Here is a 19,647-nt window from a genome sequence, read left to right as displayed (position 1 = left end):
CCTCAACCGGCTTCACTGCAGGAGGTTCGTCAGGGACTGCTCGGCCCAGATGACCTTCCCCTGGGGAACGAACCGCGTGCCCCACCGCTGCGTGAGCTGGGAGACCAGCAGCAGCCCGCGCCCGCCTTCGTCCGTCGTACGCGGATGACGCAGATGCGGCGCGGTCGCGCCGCCGTCGAGCACCTCGCACACCAGCGCCCGTTCCCGGATCAGCCGGAGCCGGATGGACCCGGTGGCGTACCGCATGGCGTTGGTGACCAGCTCGCTGACCACCAGCTCCGTGGTGAAGGACAGCTCGTCCAGGCCCCAGCGCGCCAGCTGCCGGGTGGCCGTGCGACGGGCGTCGGCGACCACGGCGGGGTCCGAGGGCAGCTCCCAGTCCGCCACCTGCTCGCTGCCGAGACGTTTCGTCCGGGCCATCAGCAGGGCCACGTCGTCGTAGGGGCGGGCCGGGACCAGCGCGTCGACCACGGCCCTGCAGTGTGCGTCGAGCGGGCCCGGCCGCTCCAGCGCCCGGCGCAGCCGCTCCCGGCCCGCGTCGACGGCCCAGGTCTCACCGCGGGCCAGCAGCCCGTCGGTGTGCAGCGCGAGCGTGCTGCCCTCCGCGAGCGGCAGCTCCACCGCTTCGAAGGGCGGGCCGCCCACGCCGAGCGGCGGCCCCTGGGGCAGGTCCACGAAGACGACCGAGCCGTCGGGCAGCGCCACGGCCGGAGCGGGATGCCCCGCCGCGGCCATCGCACATCTGCCGTCGACCGGGTCGTAGACCACGTACAGGCACCCGGCACCCACGACCCGCGCCCCGCCCGACCCCATCGCGCCGGGCTCCCCGCCCTCCTCCCGCGCGGACCGCCCCACCAGGTCGTCGAGGTGCGCCAGCACCTCCTCGGGCGGCAGATCCAGCGCCGCCAGGGTCCGTACGGCCGTCCTCAGCTGACCCATGGCCGCCGCGGCGTCGATGCCGTGCCCGGGCACCTCGCCCACGACCAGCGCGACCCGCGCCCCGGACAGCGGGATGAGGTCGTACCAGTCACCGCCGAGACCGGTCAGCTCGTCGGCCGGCCGGTAGCACGCGGCCACCTCCACGGCGTCCTGCTCGGGCAGCCGGTGGGGGAGCAGGCTGCGTTGCAGGACGAGTGCGGCGTCCCGCTCGCGGGTGTAGCGGCGGGCGTTGTCCACGCAGACGGCCGCGCGGGCGACGAGGTCCTCGGCCAGCCGCAGGTCCTCCTCGTCGAAGGCCTCCCGGTGATGGCGCCGGTAGAACGTCGTGATGCCCAGCGTGGTGCCGCGCGAGCGGATCGGCACGGTCATCACGCTGTGCAGACCGAGCTCCAGGAAGGTGGCCCGGCGGCCGCTCGGGGTGTCCGTGGTCCAGTCCCGGGTCAGCGGGTCGAGCCGCTCCTCCCGCCACGAGCGTCCCGTGGCCAGGCAGCGGAAGGGCGGCGTTCCGGCCCGGAAGGCCACCGTCTCGCCGATCTCGATGACCGCTTCGGTGAGGTCGTCCTGCGCGGACCGGTAGCCGGCACGGCGCAGCTCTACCGGCTCCTCCGAGTCCGCGAACGGCCCGGGAGCCGGCTCGGCGCCCCGCAGCACCGACTCCAGCAGGTCGACGGTGACGAAGTCGGCCAGCCCCGGCACGGCCACGTCCGCCAGCTCCTGCGCCGTGCGCGTGAGGTCCAGGCTGCGGCCGATGCACTCCCCGGCCCGGTCGAGCAACGCCAGCCGCTGCCGCGCCCGGTGCCGCTCGGTCATGTCCACGACGGTGTAGTACACGCCGATCGGATGGCCCTGGTCGTCCTCGAGCCGGGTGAACGACAGCATGTGGGCCGTCTCCCGCAACGGGGCCGAACGCACATGGCCCACATGCTCGTAGCCGACCACCGGCTCGCCGGTCTCCAGCACGTGCCGCATCTGAGCCTCGACCGCCTGGGCGTCCATGCCGGGCTGCACGTCCGCGAAGCGCAGGCCCAGCCGTCGCGCGGCGGGACCGCCGCCGAACTGCTCCAGGGCGGCGTTCGACCACACGAACCGCAGGTCCGTGTCCACGATCGCGATACCGACCGGGGCGCCCGCCGCCATCTGCTCCAGGACCGTGCGGCTCATGTCCCAGCCGGGGGCGCCGGTCAGCTCCGACAGGAGCATCAGCCAGCGCGACCCGCCGTGCGCCTCCTCTGCCGAGGCGATCCGGGCCGCCACCTTCACCGGCTGCCCGTCCCTGCGGCGGACCGTCAGCAGCCCTGTCCAGCCGCCGCTCCTGCGGCACCGCTCGACCAGGTCCGGCACGCGCTGCGCGTCCTCGGCGACCAGCAGATCGGCCAGCTTCCTGCCGACCGCCTCCGAAGCCGGGTACGCCAGCAGTCGCCGGGCACCGCTGGTCCAGCCCGTCACCACGCCCTGCGGATCGAGCAACAGGGGCGCCGCGTCGGCCACATCGAACCGCTGCCGGGCCACGTCGTCCACCTCGTCTGCGCCCACGGCCGACCTCTCTGTCGCTGAGAGTGGTCTACCACCTCTTGCCCCAATCTTCACCCTTCCGGCGAGAGCGGGCGGCTTGTGCAGGGCCGGTCGGGGAGATCGACGCGGATCCGACGCCGCATCCGCGCCGCCCCCTGTCAGCCGCCGCACCACCGGGGGCATCGGCCCCGCGCCCGGCAGGGCGGGCGGGGAGCGGCCCCTCCGTGTCGCGGACGACGTCGCTCCCCGCCAGGTGACCGCAAGGCGCCTCAGCCCAGCGCCTTCTCCAGCGCCGCGAGAGCCCCTGTCAGCTCCTCGCCCGTGATGGTGAGGGGAGGTGCCAGGCGGATCGTGGAGCCGTGGGTGTCCTTCGCCAGGACTCCCTCGCGCATCAGGCGTTCGCTGATCTCGCGGCCGGTGCCGAGCGCGGGGTCGACGTCGACGCCCGCCCACAGGCCGCGCGAGCGGAAGCCGACGACGCCCTTGCCCACCAGCCCCGTCAGACCATCGCGCAGGATCACGCCCAGCTCCGCCGCCCGGCGCTGGAACTCGCCCGTCTCCAGCAGCTCCACCACCGCCGTACCGACAGCGGCCGCCAGCGGGTTGCCGCCGAACGTCGAGCCGTGCTCACCCGGGTGCAGCACCCCGAGCACCTCCCGGCGCCCGACCACCGCCGACACCGGCACGATGCCGCCGCCCAGCGCCTTGCCCAGCAGCAGCACGTCCGGCACCACCGGCTCGTGCTCGACCGCCAGCGTGCGGCCCGTGCGGCCGAGCCCGGACTGGATCTCGTCCGCGATGAACAGACACCCCTTGCGGCGCGTCAGCTCGCGCACACCGGCCAGGTAGCCGTCGTCGGAGATGATCACCCCCGCCTCGCCCTGGATCGGCTCGATCAGGACCGCGGCCGTCGTCTCGTCGACCGCCTCCTCCAGCGCGGCCAGGTCGTTGTAGGGCACCACCCGGAAACCCGGGGTGAAGGGCCCGAAGCCCGCCCGGGCCGTCTCGTCCGTGGAGAAGCTGACGATCGTCGTCGTACGGCCGTGGAAGTTGTCCGCCGCGACCACGATGGTCGCCCGGCCGTCCGGGACGCCCTTGACGTCGTAGGCCCACTTGCGGGCCACCTTCACGCCGCTCTCCACCGCCTCCGCGCCGGTGTTCATGGGCAGCACCATGTCCATGCCGGTCAGCGCCGCCAGCCGCTCCGCGAACCCGGCGAGCCGGTCGTTGTGGAAGGCGCGCGAGGTGAGCGTCAGCCGGTCCAGCTGGCGGTGCGCCGCCTCGATCAGCGCCGGGTGCCGGTGGCCGAAGTTGAGGGCCGAGTAGCCGGCGAGCATGTCGAGGTAGCGCCGCCCCTCCACGTCCTCCACCCAGGTGCCCTCGGCACGCGCGACGACCACCGGCAGCGGGTGGTAGTTGTGCGCGAGGACCGGCTCCTCCGCGCGGATCAGCTCCTGCGAGCCACGGGTCTCCCGCGAGCCGCGGGCCCCCTGCGAGTCCTCGGTGCGGACGGGTGCGGTCATGAGCGGATCTCCCGGATCTCCTGGGTGCAGCACTTGATGCCGCCACCGGCCTTCTGGAACTCGGACAGGTCGACGGGGACGGGGACGTAGCCGCGGCCGGCCAGCTGCCCGGCGAGGTCCGTCGCCCCCGGTGAGATGAACACGTGGCGCCCGTCGGAGACGGAATTGAGCCCGAACGCCATCGCGTCCTCGCGGGTGGCGAGCACCGCGTCCGGGTACAGCCGGGCCAGTACCTCACGGCTGCCCGGCGAGAACGCCCCGGGGTAGTAGGCGATGTTGCCGTCGTGCCCGTCGTCGAGGACGAACAGCGCCGTGTCCAGGTGGTAGAAGTACGGATCCACCAGCGTCAGGCTGATCACCGGCGTCCCGAAGTGCTCCTGTACCTCGCTGTGGGCCTCCCGGGTCGTACGGAAGCCCGTCCCGGCCAGGATCCAGCGGCCGGCGGGGACCAGGTCGCCCTCGCCCTCGCACACCGACTCGGGGTGGTACACCTCGTAGCCCTCCGCCTTGAACCACGCCTCGTACGGCACGGACTCGGGACGGCGCTCGGGCGCGTGGAAGAGCGAGCCGAAGACGCGGCCGTCGACGACGACCGCCGCGTTCGCGGCGAAAACCATGTCGGGAAGGCCGGGAACGGGTTTCACACTGTCCACGGTATGGCCGTGGGCACGGTAGGTGTCGACCAGCGCCTGCCACTGGTCCAGAGCGCGGAGCACGTCGACGGGTTCGCCGGGATGCATCCACGGGTTGATCGCGTACTGCACGGCGAAGTGTCTGGGTTCGCAGACGAGGTAGCGCCGCCGGCGCGGCACACGGGAGTCGGGCACAGAGGGGTCCCTCCGCTTCCTCACGGTGTGTGACAGGTGGTTGACACAACGGTAGGAACTGGCGGACATGCGCGACAAGAAACAAAGATTGCGCGTTCACGCAGGAACGCTGCGTCTTCCGGCCGCTCAGCGCACGTCTGCTGCGCCGCCCGGAGCGCCCTCGGGGGCCGGATGGCTCGCCCCCGCCTCCGGGCTCTCCGGCAGCAGGTGCGACAGCACCATCACGCTGATCGTCTTCCGGATGAACGGCTCCTGCCGGATCCGCTCCAGCACTTCCTCGAAGTGCTCCACGTCCCGCGCCCGGACGTGCAGCAACGCGTCCGCGCCGCCGGTCACGGTCATCGCCGCGGCGATCTCCGGGTAGTCGCGCACGACCTCGGCCAGCCGCCGCGGCGGGGCGGCGCCCTCGCAGTACACCTCGACGTAGGCCTCCGTGCGCCAGCCCAGCGCCGACGGCTTCACCGTCGCCGAGAACCCGGTGATCACACCCGTCTCACGCAGCCGGTCGACCCGCCGCTTGACGGCCGTCGCCGACAGCCCGATCGCCGTGCCGATCTCGGCGAACGACGTCCTCGCGTTCGCCATCAACGCGGTGATGATCTTCCGGTCGAGTTCGTCGAACGGCGTGGACCTGCTGTTCATGCGGGCACTGTATCCACCGGCACCCCGGCCCGCTCCCGGCCCGGCGCGGGCACCGCATCCAGCGCAGACGTCCACCCCCGGCACATGTCCAGACGTACGGATCACCCCTACACTCCGGGTTCATGCTGCGCGCCCTGGCTGTCGACGACGAACGCCCCTCCCTGGAGGAGCTGCTCTACCTCCTGCACGCCGACCCCCGCATCGGCAGCGCGGAGGGCGCCGGCGACGCGACCGAGGCGCTGCGCCGGATCAACCGCGCCCTGGAGTCCGGCCCGGGCGGGCCCGAGGCCATCGACGTCGTCTTCCTCGACATCCAGATGCCCGGCCTCGACGGCCTCGACCTCGCCCGGCTGCTCACCGGCTTCGCCCGGCCGCCGCTCGTCGTGTTCGTCACCGCCCACGAGGACTTCGCCGTGCAGGCCTTCGACCTCAAGGCCGTCGACTACGTCCTCAAGCCGGTCCGCAAGGAGCGCCTCGCCGAGGCCGTCCGCCGGGCCGCCGAGCTGCGCGACGCCGCCCCGCGCATCCCCGTGCACGAGCCCGACCCGGACCACATACCCGTCGAACTCGGCGGCGTGACCCGCTTCGTCGCCGTCGATGACATCACCCACGTCGAGGCCCAGGGCGACTACGCACGCCTGCACACCGACAAGGGCAGCCACCTGGTGCGCATCCCGCTGTCCACCCTGGAGGAGCGCTGGCGCACCCGAGGCTTCGTCCGCATCCACCGCCGCCACCTCGTCGCCCTGCGCCACATCGGCGAACTCCGCCTCGACGCGGGCACCGTCAGCGTCCTCATCGGCTCCGAGGAGCTCCAGGTCAGCCGGCGCCACACGCGCGAACTGCGCGACCTGCTCATGAGGAGGCCGTGACGGTGCCCCAGGACCACACCGAACGCCGCGTCGTCGTCACCGGCCCGCCCCGGCAGAGCAGCAGGGCCTCCTCCGGCTACTACCGCCCGCGCACCGAGATCGACGAACAGACCACCCTCGGCCACACGTACGTCCGCTCCCTGATGCGCACCCAGCTGCGCGCCGCCCTCACGGTGTTCGCCGTCCTCGGACTGCTCGTCGGTCCGCTCCCGCTGCTCTTCGCCGCGATGCCCGACGCCCGCCGCCTGGAATGGGCCGTCCTCGGCTTCGGTCTCTATGCCCCCCTGGTCCTCCTCGCCCGCTGGTACGTCCGCCGCGCCGAGCGCAACGAACGCGACTTCGTACGCCTCGTCGAAGACCGCTGAAGCCCGCCCATGAACTCCGGCTACGCCGTCCCCGCCGTCGCCCTGGTCGTCGTCGCCACGGTCCTGGTGGGCGCCTTCGGCCTGCGCATCTCCCGCACCACCTCGGACTTCTACGTCGCCTCCCGCACCGTCGGACCCCGCCTCAACGCCGCCGCCATCAGCGGTGAGTACCTCTCCGCCGCCTCCTTCCTGGGCATAGCGGGCCTCGTCCTGGTCCAGGGCCCCGACATGCTCTGGTACCCGGTCGGCTACACCGCCGGCTACCTGGTCCTGCTGCTCTTCGTCGCCGCCCCGCTGCGCCGCTCCGGCGCCTACACGCTCCCCGACTTCGCCGAGGCCCGCCTCGCCTCCCAGGCCGTGCGGCGCCTCGCCGGCGCGTTCGTCGTCGGGGTCGGCTGGCTGTACCTGCTGCCCCAGCTCCAGGGCGCCGGACTGACCCTGACCGTGCTGACCGGTGCGCCCGACTGGCTCGGCGGGGTGATCGTAGCCGTCGTCGTCACCGCCACCGTCGCCGCCGGCGGCATGCGCAGCATCACCTTCGTCCAGGCCTTCCAGTACTGGCTGAAGCTCACCGCGCTGCTCGTCCCCGCCCTCTTCCTGGTCCTCACCTGGCAGAACGACGGAGCACCCCGGCACGCCTTCGACGAACCGGCCACCTTCCGCGAGCAGCGCGTCGTCCGGGTCGAGGACACCATCGACCTCACCCTCGACCGGCCCCTGACCGTCACGGTCACCGGCACCGTCGACGGCCGGACGCACACCGCCGCCCGCCTGGAACTCCCCGCCGGCACCCACCGCGTCGACAGCGGCACCCGCCTCACCTTCGCCGCGGGCGCCCCCGTCCCCCGGGCCGAGCGCGGCGGCGGCGGAGACCTGTCCCCGTCCCAGGCCGAGAGCCGCGAGGAACGCCCGCTCTACGCCACGTACGGGCTGATCCTCGCCACGTTCCTCGGCACCATGGGACTGCCCCACGTCGTGGTCCGCTTCTACACCAGCCCGCACGGCGTCGCCGCCCGCCGCACCACCGTCGTGGTCCTCGGCCTGATCGGTGCCTTCTACCTCCTGCCACCCCTCTACGGCGCCCTCGGCCGCCTCTACGCCCCCGAACTCACCCTCACCGGAGACCCGGACGCCGCCGTCCTCCTGCTGCCCGACCGCATGATCGGGGGAGTGGGCGGCGACCTGCTGGGCGCGCTCGTCGCCGGGGGCGCCTTCGCCGCGTTCCTGTCGACGGCATCCGGGCTGACCATGGCGGTCGCGGGCGTCCTCACCCAGGACGTCCTGCCCTCCCGGGGCGTACGGCACTTCCGGCTCGGCACGGTCCTCGCCATGGCCGTGCCCCTCGCGGCGAGCGTCCTGGTCGGCGGGCTGCCGGTCGCCGACGCCGTCGGGCTCGCCTTCGCCGTCTCGGCGTCCTCGTTCTGCCCGCTGCTCGTCCTCGGCATCTGGTGGCGGCGGCTGACCCCGCCCGGCGCCGCGGCCGGGATGCTCGTCGGCGGCGGTTCCGCACTGCTCGCCGTCGCCGCGACCATGGCGGGCTACCCGGGCGAGGGCGCCCCCCTGCACGCCCTGCTCGCCTGGCCCGCGCTGTGGTCGGTGCCGCTGGGCTTCCTCACCATGATCCTTGTCTCCCTGGCCACACCAGGCCGGGTCCCGCCCGGCACCGCCGCGGTCCTGGCCCGCTTCCACCTGCCCGAGGAACTGCGCACGGAGGTGCCGGCATGAGCGGCTTCCTGGCAGGACTGTGCGTCGCCGTGCTCCCGGTACTCGCCCTGGGGGTCTGGATCGGCCGCCGCACCGCACGCGCCAAGAGCCTCGCCGGCCTCGGCACCCCCGTCGAACACGCCACCTTCGAGACCCTGCACACCGCCTCCCTGGCCGCGCCCCCGCTGCGGGCCGGCCTGACGGAGGAGACCGCCCGCAAGTCCGCCCGCAAACTGCGCTCCCTGCTCGGCACGGACGCCCTCTGCCTCACCGACCAGAGGCAGGTCCTGGCCTGGGACGGCGACGGCGCCCACCACCGCAGCGAGATCATGGAACGCCTCGCGGGTCCCCTGGAGACCGGCCGCGGCGAAGCCTTCCGGCTCACCTGCGACAGCCTCGACTGCTCGGTGCGCTGGGCGGTCGTCGCCCCGCTCACCGTCGACGACCGGGTGCACGGCGCCCTCGTCGCCTGCGCGCCGCGCGAGTCGGCGGTGCTCGTCCGGGCCGCCGGCGAGGTCGCCCGCTGGGTGTCGGTCCAGCTGGAACTGGCCGATCTCGACCAGTCCCGCACCCGCCTCATCGAGGCCGAGATCAAGGCGCTGCGTGCGCAGATCTCCCCGCACTTCATCTTCAACTCGCTCGCGGTGATCGCCTCGTTCGTCCGCACCGATCCCGAGCGCGCCCGCGAGCTGCTCCTCGAGTTCGCCGACTTCACCCGCTACTCGTTCCGGCGGCACGGCGACTTCACCACCCTCGCCGAGGAACTCCACGCCATCGACCACTACCTGGCCCTGGTGCGGGCACGTTTCGGCGACCGCCTCTCCGTCACCCTCCAGATAGCCCCGGAGGTGCTGCCGGTGACCCTGCCCTTCCTGTGCCTTCAGCCGCTCGTCGAGAACGCCGTCAAGCACGGCCTGGAAGGCAAGGCCGTGTCCCCGGGCAAATGCCACATCCAGATCACCGCCCAGGACGCGGGCGCCGAGGCCCTCGTCGTCATCGAGGACGACGGGGCCGGCATGGACCCCGGTCTGCTGCGCCGCATCCTCGCCCGCGAGGTCAGCCCCTCGGGCGGCATCGGCCTCTCCAACGTCGACGACCGGCTCCGCCAGGTCTACGGCGACGACTACGGCCTCGTCATCGAGACCGCCGTGGGCGCGGGCATGAAGATCACCGTCCGGCTCCCGAAGTACCAGCCGGGGGTGCACCCCGCGGGACGGCTGCCCCGGGAATGACCGTCAGGTGCTGCGCGTGGTCACCACCAGCCCCAGCGTGATCAGACCCAGGACGACCCAGCCGAACCACAGCCAGCCGTTGCTCCCGAGCGCCACCGTGTAGGCCGTCACCGCGACCAGCCCGCCCAACGTGAGCGCTCCCATGGTCTTGGTCGAGTTGGAACCGTTCGTGGAACCGGGCATCGCAACACCCTCCTCGGGTTCGGTCCCTCCATGGTGCCCGGCGGACGCCCGGCGCGCACGGCCCGTACCGGAGAAGTCTTCAGCGCCCCTGCGCGTTCAGCGAGGCCAGATAGGCGTTGTACGCCTCGAGTTCCTTGTCCCCGTCGCGGTCCGCGGCCCGGTCCGTGCGCCTGGCCTGCCGCTGATCCGAGGCGTACCACTGGAACAGCAGGGCCACCAGCACCAGCACGGAGGGGATCTCGCTGAACGCCCAGGCGATGCCGCCCGCCGCGTTCTGGTCCGAGAGCGCCTCGATGCCGAGCGAGGCGGGCGGGTTCTTGAACGTCCCGACCATCGGCTCGGACGCCATCATCAGCGCGATCCCGAAGAACGCGTGGAACGGCATGCCGGCGAACAGCTCCAGCATGCGCATCAGATAGCCGGGGCGGTGCGGGCCCGGGTCCACGCCCATGATCGGCCAGAAGAACACCAGACCGACGGCGAGGAAGTGCACCATCATGGCGATGTGCCCCGGCTTGGAGCCCATCAGGGTGTCGAAGAGAGGCGTGAAGTACAGCCCGTACAGGCTCGCGATGAACAGCGGGATCGTGAACGCCGGGTGCGTGATGATCCGCATGTACCGGCTGTGCAGGAACATCAGCAGCAGCTCACGCGGCCCCTTGCGCCCCCGTCCCGCGGTCGGCAGCGCCCGCAGCGCCAGCGTGATCGGTGCCCCGAGCAGGATGAGGATGGGCGACACCATGCTGATGACCATGTGCTGCACCATGTGCACGCTGAACATGACCATGCCGTAGTCGTTCAGCTGCGTGCACATCATGAGCATGATGCTCAGCACACCCAGGACGAAGGCGACCGTCCGCCCCACGGGCCACTTGTCCCCGCGGCGGACGAGCCGTACGACACCCCACCCGTACAGGGCCAGCCCGGCCAGGCAGGCGACGAGGAAGAACGGGTCAGCCGACCATTCAAGACCTCGTCCCAGCGTGAACGGCGGCAGATCCATGGTCATGCCGTGCCCGCTGTGATCCATTCCGCCGGCTCCTGTTTCGTGGGGGTGTGCAGCAATCTGTCCGCCCACAAGAGTAGAACCGCCCCCGGTCACCGTTACGACCGGGGGCGGTACGACGCCTCAGGGGCGCGGGCCTGCGTCCAATCTGCGGCTCCGCCGCGTGGGCGCGGCAAGCCACGAACCACCCGCACTCGGCCGACTACAGAAACCTCAGAGGACAGTCTCCGCCTCGGCGTACCGCTCATCCGGCACGGTCTTCAGCGTCTCCACGGCCTCCGCGAGCGGCACCATCACGATGTCGGTCCCCCGCAGCGCGGTCATGTGCCCGAACTCGCCCCGGTGCACCGCCTCCACCGCATGCCACCCGAACCGCGTCGCCAGCACCCGGTCGTACGCGGTCGGCGTACCGCCCCGCTGCACGTGCCCGAGGATCACCGGCCGGGCTTCCTTCCCGAGCCGTCCCTCCAGCTCCACGGACAGCTGCCGGGCGATCCCGGCGAACCGCTCGTGCCCGTAGATGTCCTTGCCGCCCTCGTCGAACTCCATCGTCCCGGCCCGGGGCTTGGCCCCCTCCGCCGCGACGACGATCGCGAAGCGCTTGCCCGCCTCGAACCGCTCGCCCACCCGGCGGGTCAGCTCCTCTATGTCGAAGGGCCGCTCGGGGACGACGATGGCGTGCGCGCCGGCCGCCATGCCCGAGTGCAGGGCGATCCAGCCGGTGTGGCGGCCCATGACCTCGACCACCAGGACCCGCTGGTGGGATTCGGCGGTGGTCTTCAGCCGGTCCAGGGCCTCGGTCGCCACCCCCACGGCCGTGTCGAAGCCGAAGGTGACGTCCGTGACGGCGATGTCGTTGTCGATGGTCTTCGGCACGCCCACGACGGGCAGACCGCTGTCCGACATCAGCCGGGCGGCCTTGAGGGTGCCTTCGCCGCCGATGGGGATGATCGCGTCGAGCCCGAGCTCCGCGACGTGGCCCCTGGCCCGCTCCACACCGTCCCGCAGATGCGAGGGCTGGACCCGGGAGGAGCCGAGAATCGTGCCGCCGCGGGCGAGGATGCCGCCCACCGCGTCGAGGTCGAGCTTGAGGTAGTCGCACTCCAGGAGGCCCTTCCAGCCGTCCCGGAAGCCGATGACCTCGTCGCCGTGGTCGACGACGGCGCGGTGCACGACGGACCGGATGACGGCGTTCAGGCCGGGGCAGTCGCCGCCGGACGTGAGGACACCAATGCGCATAGCCCGAATACCTTCTCAACGTGGGCCGGGGACCGGACCACGTTGTCCGGCTGGAATCCCCGCCACCCTAGCGGCATCGAGGGGCCGGACCGAAGCACGCGTCCGCCTGCTGGACGACCCCGCTCACCTGTGCGGATGGGCCGCCATACGGGCTGTTGACCAGCAGGTTGACGCGTACCTCGGGCACGCTGCGACGCTGTGCCTACGCGGGCTGCTGAGCAGCGGCGATCCGCTCGTTGCGCAGCGCCTCGTACCAGCGGTCGTCGGTCGGCGGCAGCGCGTTGACGTCCAGGGCCAGCTTCAGCAGCAGGTCGGCGATCAGCGGGTTGCGCGCGAGCACCGGGCCGTGCATGTACGTGCCGAAGACGGTGTCGTTGTACGCGCCCTCCGTGCCGTCGCCCGTCCCGTTGCCGTTGCCGAACCGCACCCGGGCGAGGGGGCGGGCCGTGGGGCCCAGATGGGTCACGCCCTGGTGGTTCTCGAAGCCGGTCAGCGGGGGCAGGCCGAGCCGCTGGTCGACGTCGCCCAGGACGTCACCGACGCACCGCGCGCCCTCGCCGCGCACCGACACCACGTCCAGCAGCCCGAGGCCGGGCTCGCGCTGGCCGAGGTCGTTGATGAACTCGTGGCCGAGGATCTGGTAACCGGCGCACACCGAGAACACGATGGCGCCGTTCTCCACGGCCCGGGTCAGGCCGCCGTCCCGGCGCAGCCGCTCGGCGGCGAGCCGCTGCGGCCGGTCCTCGCCGCCGCCGATGAGGTAGATGTCGCCGGAGGTCGGGATCGGCTGGTCGCTGCGCACGTCCAGCCGGGCCACGTCCAGGCCCCGCTGCTGGGCCCGGCGCTCGACGACGAGGACGTTGCCCTGGTCGCCGTAGGTGCTGAGCAGGTCGGGATAGATCCAGACGATGCGCAGTTGGTTGTCGCTCACAAAAGTCCCCTGACGTCTCGTGCTCAGTTGCCGACGCGGCGGCGCAGGTCCTGGAACGCCGTGTAGTTGGCGATGACCTCGATCCGGCCCGGCGGGCACGCCGCCACCGCCTGGTCGAGGTTCTCGTAGACCTGGAAGTGCTGGTCGGCGACCTCCAGACGCACCGCCAGGTCCAGCCGCCGGTCGCCGACGACGCAGATCGGGTGACCGGTCAGGCGTGAGTAGTCGACGTCCCACAGCCAGGAGGTGTCGGTGCCGTCGGCGGAGCGCGCGTTCACCGACAGGATGACCGGGGTGGGCGGCGGGTCGATCAGGGAGAACGTCTCCAGCCAGCCGGCCGGGTTCTTCGCCAGCAGCAGCCGCAGGTCACGGCCCTGGAACTGGACGACGTCATAGCGCCCCGCCACTGCCTGCACCTGGTACATGCGCTCCAGCGCGACCTGCGGCGGCACCCCGAACACGGCGGCCACGGCGGCCGAGGAGGCGGCGTTGGCCTTGTTGGCGCGGCCGGGCAGCTGGAGGTGGATCGGCCAGGCCGAGCCGTGCGGATCGAGCACGTGGTCGCCGGAGAGCGCCCAGCTCGGCGTCGGACGGCGGAAGCCGCACTCGCCGCAGAACCAGTCGTCGCCCGGGCGCTGCATCACGCCGCCGCACGACGGGCAGGACCAGGCGTCGTCCTTCCACATCTGCCCCGCGGCGACCCAGATCACGTTGGGGGAGGACGACGCCGCCCACACCACCAGCGGGTCGTCGCAGTTGGCCACGACCACGGCCTTGGACCCCGCGAGCCCCTCCCGCCAGTTCTCGGCGAGCATGCGGGTCTCGGCGGCCCGGTCGAGCTGGTCGCGCGAGAGGTTGAGCAGGGCGATGCACTTCGGGGCGGTGTCCCGGGCGACGCCGGCGAGGTACTTCTCGTCGACCTCGATGACGCCGTAGCGGGCGTCGGAGCTGCCGGCGAGGGCCGAGGTGATGCCGGCCGGCATGTTGGCGCCGAGCGCGTTGGAGACGACCGGTCCCGCCGCGCGCAGGGCCTCGGCGATGAGCCGGGTGGTGGTGGTCTTGCCGTTCGTCGCGGAGACCAGGATCACGTCCAGGTTCTGGGCGAGCCGGGCGAGGAGGTCGGGGTCGAGTTTCAGCGCGACCCGGCCGCCGATCACCGAACCGCTGCCGCGCCCTGCGGCGCGCGATGCCGCCGCGACCGCCTTGCCCGCGGTCACGGCCAGCTTGGCCCGCGGCGAGAGCGGGTCCGAGTTGCCTGCCATCAGTTCTCGATCCTCCTTGCGTACGCGCCGCGCCTTGAAGCCTGACGGCCACGTGGTGTGGACCTCAGCCTATCGAGATCCATTCGCACTCCCGAACCGCGGCACTGTGGCGAACTCGTGTGGGAGGCGCGGACCGACAGGACCTTACTCTTGCCGCCATGCGACAGAGCCCCATCCCCGGCACCCACGGCCGCGTGAGACCCCTCACCCTGCACGGCGACCCCACCCTGCACTCGCCCTGCGCGGAGGTCACCGATTTCGGCCCCGAACTGGCCCGGCTGGTCGAGGACTTGTTCGCGACGATGTACGCCGCCCAGGGCGTCGGTCTCGCCGCCAACCAGATCGGCGTGCCCTTGCGGGTCTTCGTCTACGACTGCCCCGACGACGAGGACGTCCGCCATGTGGGCCATGTGATCAACCCCCGCCTGACCGAGGCGGACGGCGTGGTGATCCGGGGCCCGGAGGGCTGTCTGTCCCTGCCGGGCCTGGAAGCGGGCACGGAACGCCACGACCACGCGGTGGTCGAGGGCCTGACGGTGACCGGCGACCCGGTCACCGTCCATGGCACGGGCTTCTTCGCCCGCTGCCTGCAACACGAGTGCGACCACCTGGAGGGCCGGATCTATGCGGACCGCCTCAAGGGCTGGCGCCACCGCAGACTGATGCGACAAGTGGCCCGGGCTTCTTGGAACGCCTGAGGGCCGTTGCCCCGGGGGCGCGGGGCTGTATCCGATATGCGGCTCCGCCGCGTGGGTGCGACCGGCCCCCACCGGCCCCGCACACGCCACACGACGGTCAGAACCCGGGACCACCCACCCGGTCCCCGGCCGCCGCAAGCCGACCCCACAGCAGATCGGCAAGACTCCGCACCAACTCCGCACGAGAACACGGTCGTTCCCCCAGCCACCAGTCCCCGGCCGCATGCATCATGCCGACGATCCCGTGCCCCCACACCCGCGCCAGCTGCTGCCCGCCCGGCCCGAGATCAAGCCGCTCCTCGATGACCTGCGCCAGCTCCTCGCCCATCCGCCGCAGCAACGGCGCGCTGTGCTTGCCGACGTCGAAGCCCGAATCGCCCGGCTGACTCCCTTCGGCGGGATGCATCAGGAACCGGTACACCTGGGGCCGCGCCTCGATCGCCGCGAGGTAGGTGTCCAGCGTCGCCTCGACCCGCTCCCGCCGGTCCGCCGGCGCGTCGAGCGCCGCCCGCAGCGAGTCCAGCAGCGCGTCCGTGTGCCGCATGGCAAGGGCCGCGTAAAGTCCGCCCTTGTCGCCGAAGTGACGGTAGAGAATGGGCTTGGTGATGCCGGCTTCGGCGGCGATCGCGTTCATCGAGGCCTGCGGGCCGTCGCGCAGCACCACTCGGTCGGCGGCTTCCAGCAGCTCACGCCGACGGCGATCGGCGGACCGTTGCTGATCGGTCCGCTGCGTGGTGTCCATGGTCTCTCCCCACCCGTGCTGTTTCCATGACGCCTGCGCAAACTAACACTGAAGCATGCTCAGGACACCGGACGGGTGCCGACCGGTCGGTAGGAGTTGACTTCGACTACCCACCGGTAACAGACTGCTGTTACCGCAAGTAACATGCACGTGTGCCGCTGGAGGGGACGACATGGCCGAGTTCACCATGGAGCTCAACGACGAACAGAAGGAGGTCCGGGACTGGCTCCACGGCTTCGCGGCCGAGGTGATCCGCCCCGCGGCCGCCGAATGGGACGAGCGTGAGGAGACTCCCTGGCCGGTCATCCAGGAGGCCGCCAAGGTCGGCATCTACTCCCTGGACTTCTACGCCCAGCAGTACTTCGACCCCACCGGCCTCGGCATCCCCATGGCGATGGAGGAGCTGTTCTGGGGCGACGCGGGCATAGCCCTGTCCATCGTCGGCACCGGCCTCGCCGCCGTCGGCGTCCTCGCCAACGGCACCGAGGAGCAGATCGGCACCTGGATCCCCCAGATGTACGGCGACGCCAACGACGTCAAGGTCGCCGCGTTCTGCTCCTCCGAGCCCGACGCCGGCTCCGACGTGGCCTCCATGCGCACCCGGGCCGTGTACGACGAGGCCAAGGACGAGTGGGTGCTCAACGGCACCAAGACCTGGGCGACCAACGGCGGTATCGCCAACGTCCATGTCGTGGTCGCGGTCGTCGACCCCGAGCTCGGCTCCAAGGGCCACGCCTCCTTCATCATCCCGCCGGGCACCGAGGGGCTGTCCCAGGGCCAGAAGTTCAAGAAGCACGGCATCCGCGCCTCGCACACCGCCGAGGTCGTCCTGGACAACGTACGGGTGCCCGGCTCCTGCCTGCTCGGCGGCAAGGAGAAGCTCGACGAGCGGCTCGCCCGCGCCCGGGAGAAGGCCCGGCAGGGCGGGGAGCGCGTGAAGAACGCGGCGATGGCCACGTTCGAGGCCTCGCGCCCGGCCGTCGGCGCCATGGCCGTCGGAACCGCCCGGGCCGCCTACGAGGTCGCCCTCGACTACGCCACCACCCGGGAGCAGTTCGGGCGGCCGATCATCGACAACCAGGGCGTGGCGTTCCAGCTCGCCGACATGCGCACGTCCATCGACGCGGCCCGGCTCCTCGTCTGGCGAGCCTCCTGGATGGCGGTCAACGGCAAGCCGTTCACCGCGGCCGAGGGCTCGATGTCCAAGCTGTTCGCGAGCGAGACGGCCAAGAAGGTCACCGCCCAGGCGATCCAGATCCTCGGCGGCAACGGCTACACCCGGGAGTACCCGGTCGAGCGCATGCACCGGGACGCGGCCATCTACACCATCTTCGAGGGCACGAGCGAGATCCAGCGCCTGGTGATCGCCCGGACCCTCGCCGGTGTGCCCATCCGCTAGCGCTGCCCGAAGGCCGTCGTCGGAGTGTCCGGCGGGTCGGTGGACGCGTGCGGGCCGTCCGAACGGGCTGCCCGCACACCAGCCGCGGGCACACCGGCTTCGCGCCGGACTGCTCACAGCGGGTGGCGCCGTGCCAGGCTCGTCCCGACCCCTCGACGACGGAGGAAGCGATGACGCACTCGGCCCGGGACCTGTTGCGGACGACCACGGCGGCCCTCGCCCCGGACCCGGACACCAATCCCTTGGTCCCCCGGATCGCCGCCGGCACGGCACCCCGCACCGCCCTCGCCGCGCTCGCCCTGGAACAGACCTGGGTGATCCCCGCGGACCGCCGGGCGTTCGAGCACCTGGCCGTCCGCTCCGCGGCGGCCGATCCGGCGGCCGCGGCCTTCTTCTCGACCCTCGCGCAGGGCGAGGCGCTGGCGGGCGAGCGACTGCTCGCCTTCGCACGGGCATGCAGTGCGCAGGAGGCGTCGTACGAGCCGCTGCCCGGCTGCCAGGCGTACCCCGCGTACGTGGCCTGGCTGGCGCTGAACGCCGCACCGGCGGACGTGGTCCTGGCGCTGACGGCCAACTTCTCGGCGTGGGGCGGCTATTGCGCGACCATCGCCACCGCGCTGCGCGAGCACTACGGTTTCACCGACGAGGCCTGCGCCTTCTTCGACTTCTTCGCCGAGCCGTCACCCGACCTGGACCGGCTTTCGGCGGCAGCGGTGGAGGCGGCTCTGGACGCCGGGCGCCTCGACGAGGAGCGGGCACACACCTACGGCCGGCTGCTGCAGACGTACGAGGCGATGTTCTGGGACGCGCTGAGCGCGACTCCCTAGGGGCGCGGGGCTGTGCCGCACGGCTCAGGTCGCGGTGCCGCTGCTGTGCGCGATGCAGGCCACGTCGATCCGATCGGCCAGTTTCGCCAGCTCGATGGCCAACTCGGCGACGGTGTCCTCGTCCAGCCCCGACTCCCCGCCCTCCACCAGCCGCACCCACCGACCCCCCACGGTCCGCAACAGCTTGCTGACATCCGCCGCAGCCACCTGCAAGGTACCGCGGTCGTCGACGATCAGAGGCAGAGTCACTTCGCGGTTCACAGACGGGATCGTAGCCCCGCAACACTCACGCACCATGCCAAACAGTGGTGATGTTGCAGAACTCCCGGATTCCGTGCCCGGACAGCTCACGCCCGTACCCGGACCGCTTCACGCCGCCGAACGGGAACGCCGGGTGGGACGCCGTCATGCCGTTGAAGAACACGCCGCCCGCCTCCAGATCCCGTACGAACCGGTCGACCTCCTCCTCGTCCCGCGTCCACACGTTCGAACTCAGCCCGAACGGCGAATCGTTCGCGATCAGCACGGCCTCGTCCAGGTCGGCCGCCCGGTACAGCGTGGCGACCGGCCCGAACGCCTCCTCCCGGTGGATCCGCATCTCGCGGGTGATCCCGGCGAGGATCGTCGGCGCGTAGTACCAGCCCGGCCCGTCCGGCCGTTCGCCACCGCACAGCACCTGCGCCCCGCTGCGCACCGCGTCGTCCACCAGTTCCTCCAGATCACGCCGCCCCTGCTCGCTGGAGAGCGGCCCGACCTCGGTGTCGTCGGCCAGGGGGTCGCCGACCTTCAGCGCCTTCATGCCGTCGGCGAACCGCTCGGCGAAGGCGTCGTAGACGTCCGTGTGCACGATGAACCGCTTCGCGGCGATGCAGGACTGCCCGGTGTTCTGCACCCGTGCGGTCACCGCGACCTTCGCGGCCCGGTCGATGTCGGCGGAGGGCATCACGACGAACGGGTCGCTGCCGCCCAGCTCCAGCACCGTCTTCTTGATCATCTCCCCGGCCGTGGAGGCGACCGCGCGCCCCGCGGGCTCGCTGCCCGTGAGGGTGGCGGCCTTGACCCGCTCGTCGCGCAGGATCTCGTCCACGGAGGCGGAGCCGATCAGCAGGGTCTGGAAGGTGCCCTCCGTGAAGCCCGCACGGTGGAAGAGATCCTCCAGGTAGAGGGCGGTCTGCGGGACGTTCGAGGCGTGCTTCAGCAGGCCCACGTTGCCCGCCATGAGCGCCGGGGCGGCGAAACGGACCACCTGCCACAGCGGGAAGTTCCAGGGCATCACCGCGAGCACCGGCCCGAGCGGGCGGTAGCGCACCCGGACACGAGAGGCTCCGGAGTCCTTCACGTCGGAGTCGGCCGGCTCCTCGTCGGCGAGCAGCTCCTCGGCGTGGTCGGCGTACCAGCGCATCGCCTTGGCGCACTTCGCCGCCTCGGCCCGGGCCTGCTGGATCGGCTTGCCCATCTCGGTGGTCATCACGCGGGCGACGTCCTGCTGGTCCTCTTCGAGGAGGTCGGCGGCCCGGTGCAGCAGCCGGGCGCGCTCGGCGAAGGTCGTCGTCCGGTACGTGCGGAACGTGGCCTCCGCGAGCTGGAGCCGGCGCTCGATCTCCTGCTCGCCCATGGCCTCGTACGTCTTGAGCGTCTCGCCGTTGGCCGGGTTCACCGTTGCGATGGGCATGGCTGACCTCCCTCGGAGCGGGCTGTGTCTCGACCTTCCCGCGCGGCGGAGGGGACCGCAACGCGGGAGCGT

Annotated in this window: 19 protein-coding genes; 7 read left to right on the top strand and 12 right to left on the bottom strand. The window is 72.0% G+C overall.

Annotated elements, in window-relative coordinates:
• Nucleotides 1-12: 12 nt before the first annotated feature.
• The 4 genes from GTY56_RS29155 to GTY56_RS29140 form a co-directional block, all read right to left on the bottom strand.
• Nucleotides 13-2,472 carry a SpoIIE family protein phosphatase gene (locus GTY56_RS29155; RefSeq protein WP_161368293.1) on the bottom strand — a complete coding sequence of 820 codons (2,460 nt, stop codon included), beginning with the start codon at nt 2,470-2,472 and terminating at the stop codon, nt 13-15.
• A gap of 248 nt (nt 2,473-2,720) precedes the next feature.
• On the bottom strand, nt 2,721-3,974 hold the full coding sequence (rocD, locus tag GTY56_RS29150) for an ornithine--oxo-acid transaminase (RefSeq protein WP_161368292.1): 1,254 nt from the start codon (nt 3,972-3,974) through the stop codon (nt 2,721-2,723).
• A complete protein-coding gene (ddaH, locus tag GTY56_RS29145) occupies nt 3,971-4,801 on the bottom strand; it encodes a dimethylargininase (RefSeq protein ID WP_161368291.1) in 831 nt (276 codons plus the stop codon). The genes rocD and ddaH overlap by 4 nt, the downstream gene beginning before the upstream one ends.
• 126 nt (nt 4,802-4,927) lie before the next feature.
• A complete protein-coding gene (locus tag GTY56_RS29140; RefSeq protein WP_161368290.1) occupies nt 4,928-5,443 on the bottom strand; it encodes an Lrp/AsnC family transcriptional regulator in 516 nt (171 codons plus the stop codon).
• Between the two features lie 122 nt (nt 5,444-5,565).
• Between GTY56_RS29140 and GTY56_RS29135 the strand changes: the two genes are divergently transcribed.
• The 4 genes from GTY56_RS29135 to GTY56_RS29120 are packed head-to-tail and all read left to right on the top strand — an operon-like array spanning nt 5,566 to nt 9,616.
• Nucleotides 5,566-6,315 carry a LytR/AlgR family response regulator transcription factor gene (locus GTY56_RS29135; protein ID WP_161368289.1) on the top strand — a complete coding sequence of 250 codons (750 nt, stop codon included), beginning with the start codon at nt 5,566-5,568 and terminating at the stop codon, nt 6,313-6,315.
• Between the two features lie 2 nt (nt 6,316-6,317).
• Nucleotides 6,318-6,680, top strand: coding sequence for a hypothetical protein (locus GTY56_RS29130; RefSeq protein WP_161368319.1), 363 nt, complete (start codon nt 6,318-6,320; stop codon nt 6,678-6,680).
• A gap of 9 nt (nt 6,681-6,689) precedes the next feature.
• Complete coding sequence (locus GTY56_RS29125) at nt 6,690-8,405, top strand: sodium/solute symporter (protein WP_161368288.1); 1,716 nt, start codon at nt 6,690-6,692, stop codon at nt 8,403-8,405.
• Nucleotides 8,402-9,616 (top strand): sensor histidine kinase, encoded by a 1,215-nt coding sequence (locus GTY56_RS29120; protein ID WP_161368287.1) that lies wholly within the window; start codon nt 8,402-8,404, stop codon nt 9,614-9,616. The genes GTY56_RS29125 and GTY56_RS29120 overlap by 4 nt, the downstream gene beginning before the upstream one ends.
• 3 nt (nt 9,617-9,619) lie before the next feature.
• On the opposite strand, the gene GTY56_RS29115 is transcribed toward GTY56_RS29120, so the two are convergent.
• The 5 genes from GTY56_RS29115 to GTY56_RS29095 all read right to left on the bottom strand — a co-directional run bounded on the left by GTY56_RS29115 (nt 9,620) and on the right by GTY56_RS29095 (nt 14,237).
• Nucleotides 9,620-9,799: a hypothetical protein gene (locus GTY56_RS29115; RefSeq protein ID WP_161368286.1), complete on the bottom strand. Its 180-nt coding sequence runs from the start codon at nt 9,797-9,799 to the stop codon at nt 9,620-9,622.
• A gap of 79 nt (nt 9,800-9,878) precedes the next feature.
• Nucleotides 9,879-10,829: a cytochrome c oxidase assembly protein gene (locus GTY56_RS29110; protein WP_107457338.1), complete on the bottom strand. Its 951-nt coding sequence runs from the start codon at nt 10,827-10,829 to the stop codon at nt 9,879-9,881.
• Between the two features lie 189 nt (nt 10,830-11,018).
• Nucleotides 11,019-12,044 carry a 6-phosphofructokinase gene (locus GTY56_RS29105; RefSeq protein ID WP_161368285.1) on the bottom strand — a complete coding sequence of 342 codons (1,026 nt, stop codon included), beginning with the start codon at nt 12,042-12,044 and terminating at the stop codon, nt 11,019-11,021.
• A gap of 202 nt (nt 12,045-12,246) precedes the next feature.
• Nucleotides 12,247-12,975 (bottom strand): glutamine amidotransferase, encoded by a 729-nt coding sequence (locus GTY56_RS29100; RefSeq protein ID WP_161368284.1) that lies wholly within the window; start codon nt 12,973-12,975, stop codon nt 12,247-12,249.
• A gap of 23 nt (nt 12,976-12,998) precedes the next feature.
• The gene (locus GTY56_RS29095) at nt 12,999-14,237 is read right to left on the bottom strand and encodes a MurT ligase domain-containing protein (RefSeq protein WP_033307230.1); all 1,239 of its coding nucleotides are present in this window, start codon (nt 14,235-14,237) and stop codon (nt 12,999-13,001) included.
• Between the two features lie 158 nt (nt 14,238-14,395).
• Here GTY56_RS29095 and def point away from each other — a divergent pair, with 158 nt between their 5' ends.
• Entirely contained in the window at nt 14,396-14,935 is a 540-nt protein-coding gene (def, locus tag GTY56_RS29090) for a peptide deformylase (RefSeq protein WP_161368283.1), read from the top strand.
• A 97-nt stretch (nt 14,936-15,032) separates the two neighbouring features.
• On the opposite strand, the gene GTY56_RS29085 is transcribed toward def, so the two are convergent.
• A complete protein-coding gene (locus GTY56_RS29085) occupies nt 15,033-15,677 on the bottom strand; it encodes a TetR/AcrR family transcriptional regulator (protein ID WP_033307228.1) in 645 nt (214 codons plus the stop codon).
• 172 nt (nt 15,678-15,849) lie between these two features.
• Here GTY56_RS29085 and GTY56_RS29080 point away from each other — a divergent pair, with 172 nt between their 5' ends.
• Nucleotides 15,850-17,076, top strand: coding sequence for an acyl-CoA dehydrogenase family protein (locus GTY56_RS29080; protein ID WP_161368282.1), 1,227 nt, complete (start codon nt 15,850-15,852; stop codon nt 17,074-17,076).
• A gap of 170 nt (nt 17,077-17,246) precedes the next feature.
• Nucleotides 17,247-17,903 (top strand): TenA family protein, encoded by a 657-nt coding sequence (locus GTY56_RS29075; RefSeq protein WP_161368281.1) that lies wholly within the window; start codon nt 17,247-17,249, stop codon nt 17,901-17,903.
• 24 nt (nt 17,904-17,927) lie between these two features.
• On the opposite strand, the gene GTY56_RS29070 is transcribed toward GTY56_RS29075, so the two are convergent.
• The gene (locus GTY56_RS29070; protein ID WP_033307522.1) at nt 17,928-18,164 is read right to left on the bottom strand and encodes a DUF6213 family protein; all 237 of its coding nucleotides are present in this window, start codon (nt 18,162-18,164) and stop codon (nt 17,928-17,930) included.
• A 25-nt stretch (nt 18,165-18,189) separates the two neighbouring features.
• A complete protein-coding gene (locus GTY56_RS29065; RefSeq protein ID WP_161368280.1) occupies nt 18,190-19,575 on the bottom strand; it encodes an NADP-dependent succinic semialdehyde dehydrogenase in 1,386 nt (461 codons plus the stop codon).
• Nucleotides 19,576-19,647: the final 72 nt, after the last annotated feature.

The organism is Streptomyces sp. SID5643 (assembly GCF_009872555.1).
In the GTDB taxonomy this organism is placed as follows: domain Bacteria; phylum Actinomycetota; class Actinomycetes; order Streptomycetales; family Streptomycetaceae; genus Streptomyces; species Streptomyces iakyrus.
This window is presented reverse-complemented; position numbering and strand designations above follow the sequence as displayed.

Excerpts from the sequence above, each read along its gene's own strand:
- GTY56_RS29105 (WP_161368285.1), bottom strand. The coding sequence starts at position 12,044 with ATGCGCATTGGTGTCCTCACGTCCGGCGGCGACTGCCCCGGCCTGAAC.
- GTY56_RS29075 (WP_161368281.1), top strand. The coding sequence starts at position 17,247 with ATGACGCACTCGGCCCGGGACCTGTTGCGGACGACCACGGCGGCCCTC.
- rocD (WP_161368292.1), bottom strand. The coding sequence starts at position 3,974 with ATGACCGCACCCGTCCGCACCGAGGACTCGCAGGGGGCCCGCGGCTCG.
- GTY56_RS29065 (WP_161368280.1), bottom strand. The coding sequence starts at position 19,575 with ATGCCCATCGCAACGGTGAACCCGGCCAACGGCGAGACGCTCAAGACG.
- GTY56_RS29115 (WP_161368286.1), bottom strand. The coding sequence starts at position 9,799 with ATGCCCGGTTCCACGAACGGTTCCAACTCGACCAAGACCATGGGAGCG.
- GTY56_RS29140 (WP_161368290.1), bottom strand. The coding sequence starts at position 5,443 with ATGAACAGCAGGTCCACGCCGTTCGACGAACTCGACCGGAAGATCATC.
- GTY56_RS29085 (WP_033307228.1), bottom strand. The coding sequence starts at position 15,677 with ATGGACACCACGCAGCGGACCGATCAGCAACGGTCCGCCGATCGCCGT.
- def (WP_161368283.1), top strand. The coding sequence starts at position 14,396 with ATGCGACAGAGCCCCATCCCCGGCACCCACGGCCGCGTGAGACCCCTC.
- GTY56_RS29125 (WP_161368288.1), top strand. The coding sequence starts at position 6,690 with ATGAACTCCGGCTACGCCGTCCCCGCCGTCGCCCTGGTCGTCGTCGCC.
- GTY56_RS29095 (WP_033307230.1), bottom strand. The coding sequence starts at position 14,237 with ATGGCAGGCAACTCGGACCCGCTCTCGCCGCGGGCCAAGCTGGCCGTG.
- GTY56_RS29135 (WP_161368289.1), top strand. The coding sequence starts at position 5,566 with ATGCTGCGCGCCCTGGCTGTCGACGACGAACGCCCCTCCCTGGAGGAG.
- GTY56_RS29110 (WP_107457338.1), bottom strand. The coding sequence starts at position 10,829 with ATGGATCACAGCGGGCACGGCATGACCATGGATCTGCCGCCGTTCACG.
- GTY56_RS29120 (WP_161368287.1), top strand. The coding sequence starts at position 8,402 with ATGAGCGGCTTCCTGGCAGGACTGTGCGTCGCCGTGCTCCCGGTACTC.
- GTY56_RS29080 (WP_161368282.1), top strand. The coding sequence starts at position 15,850 with ATGGCCGAGTTCACCATGGAGCTCAACGACGAACAGAAGGAGGTCCGG.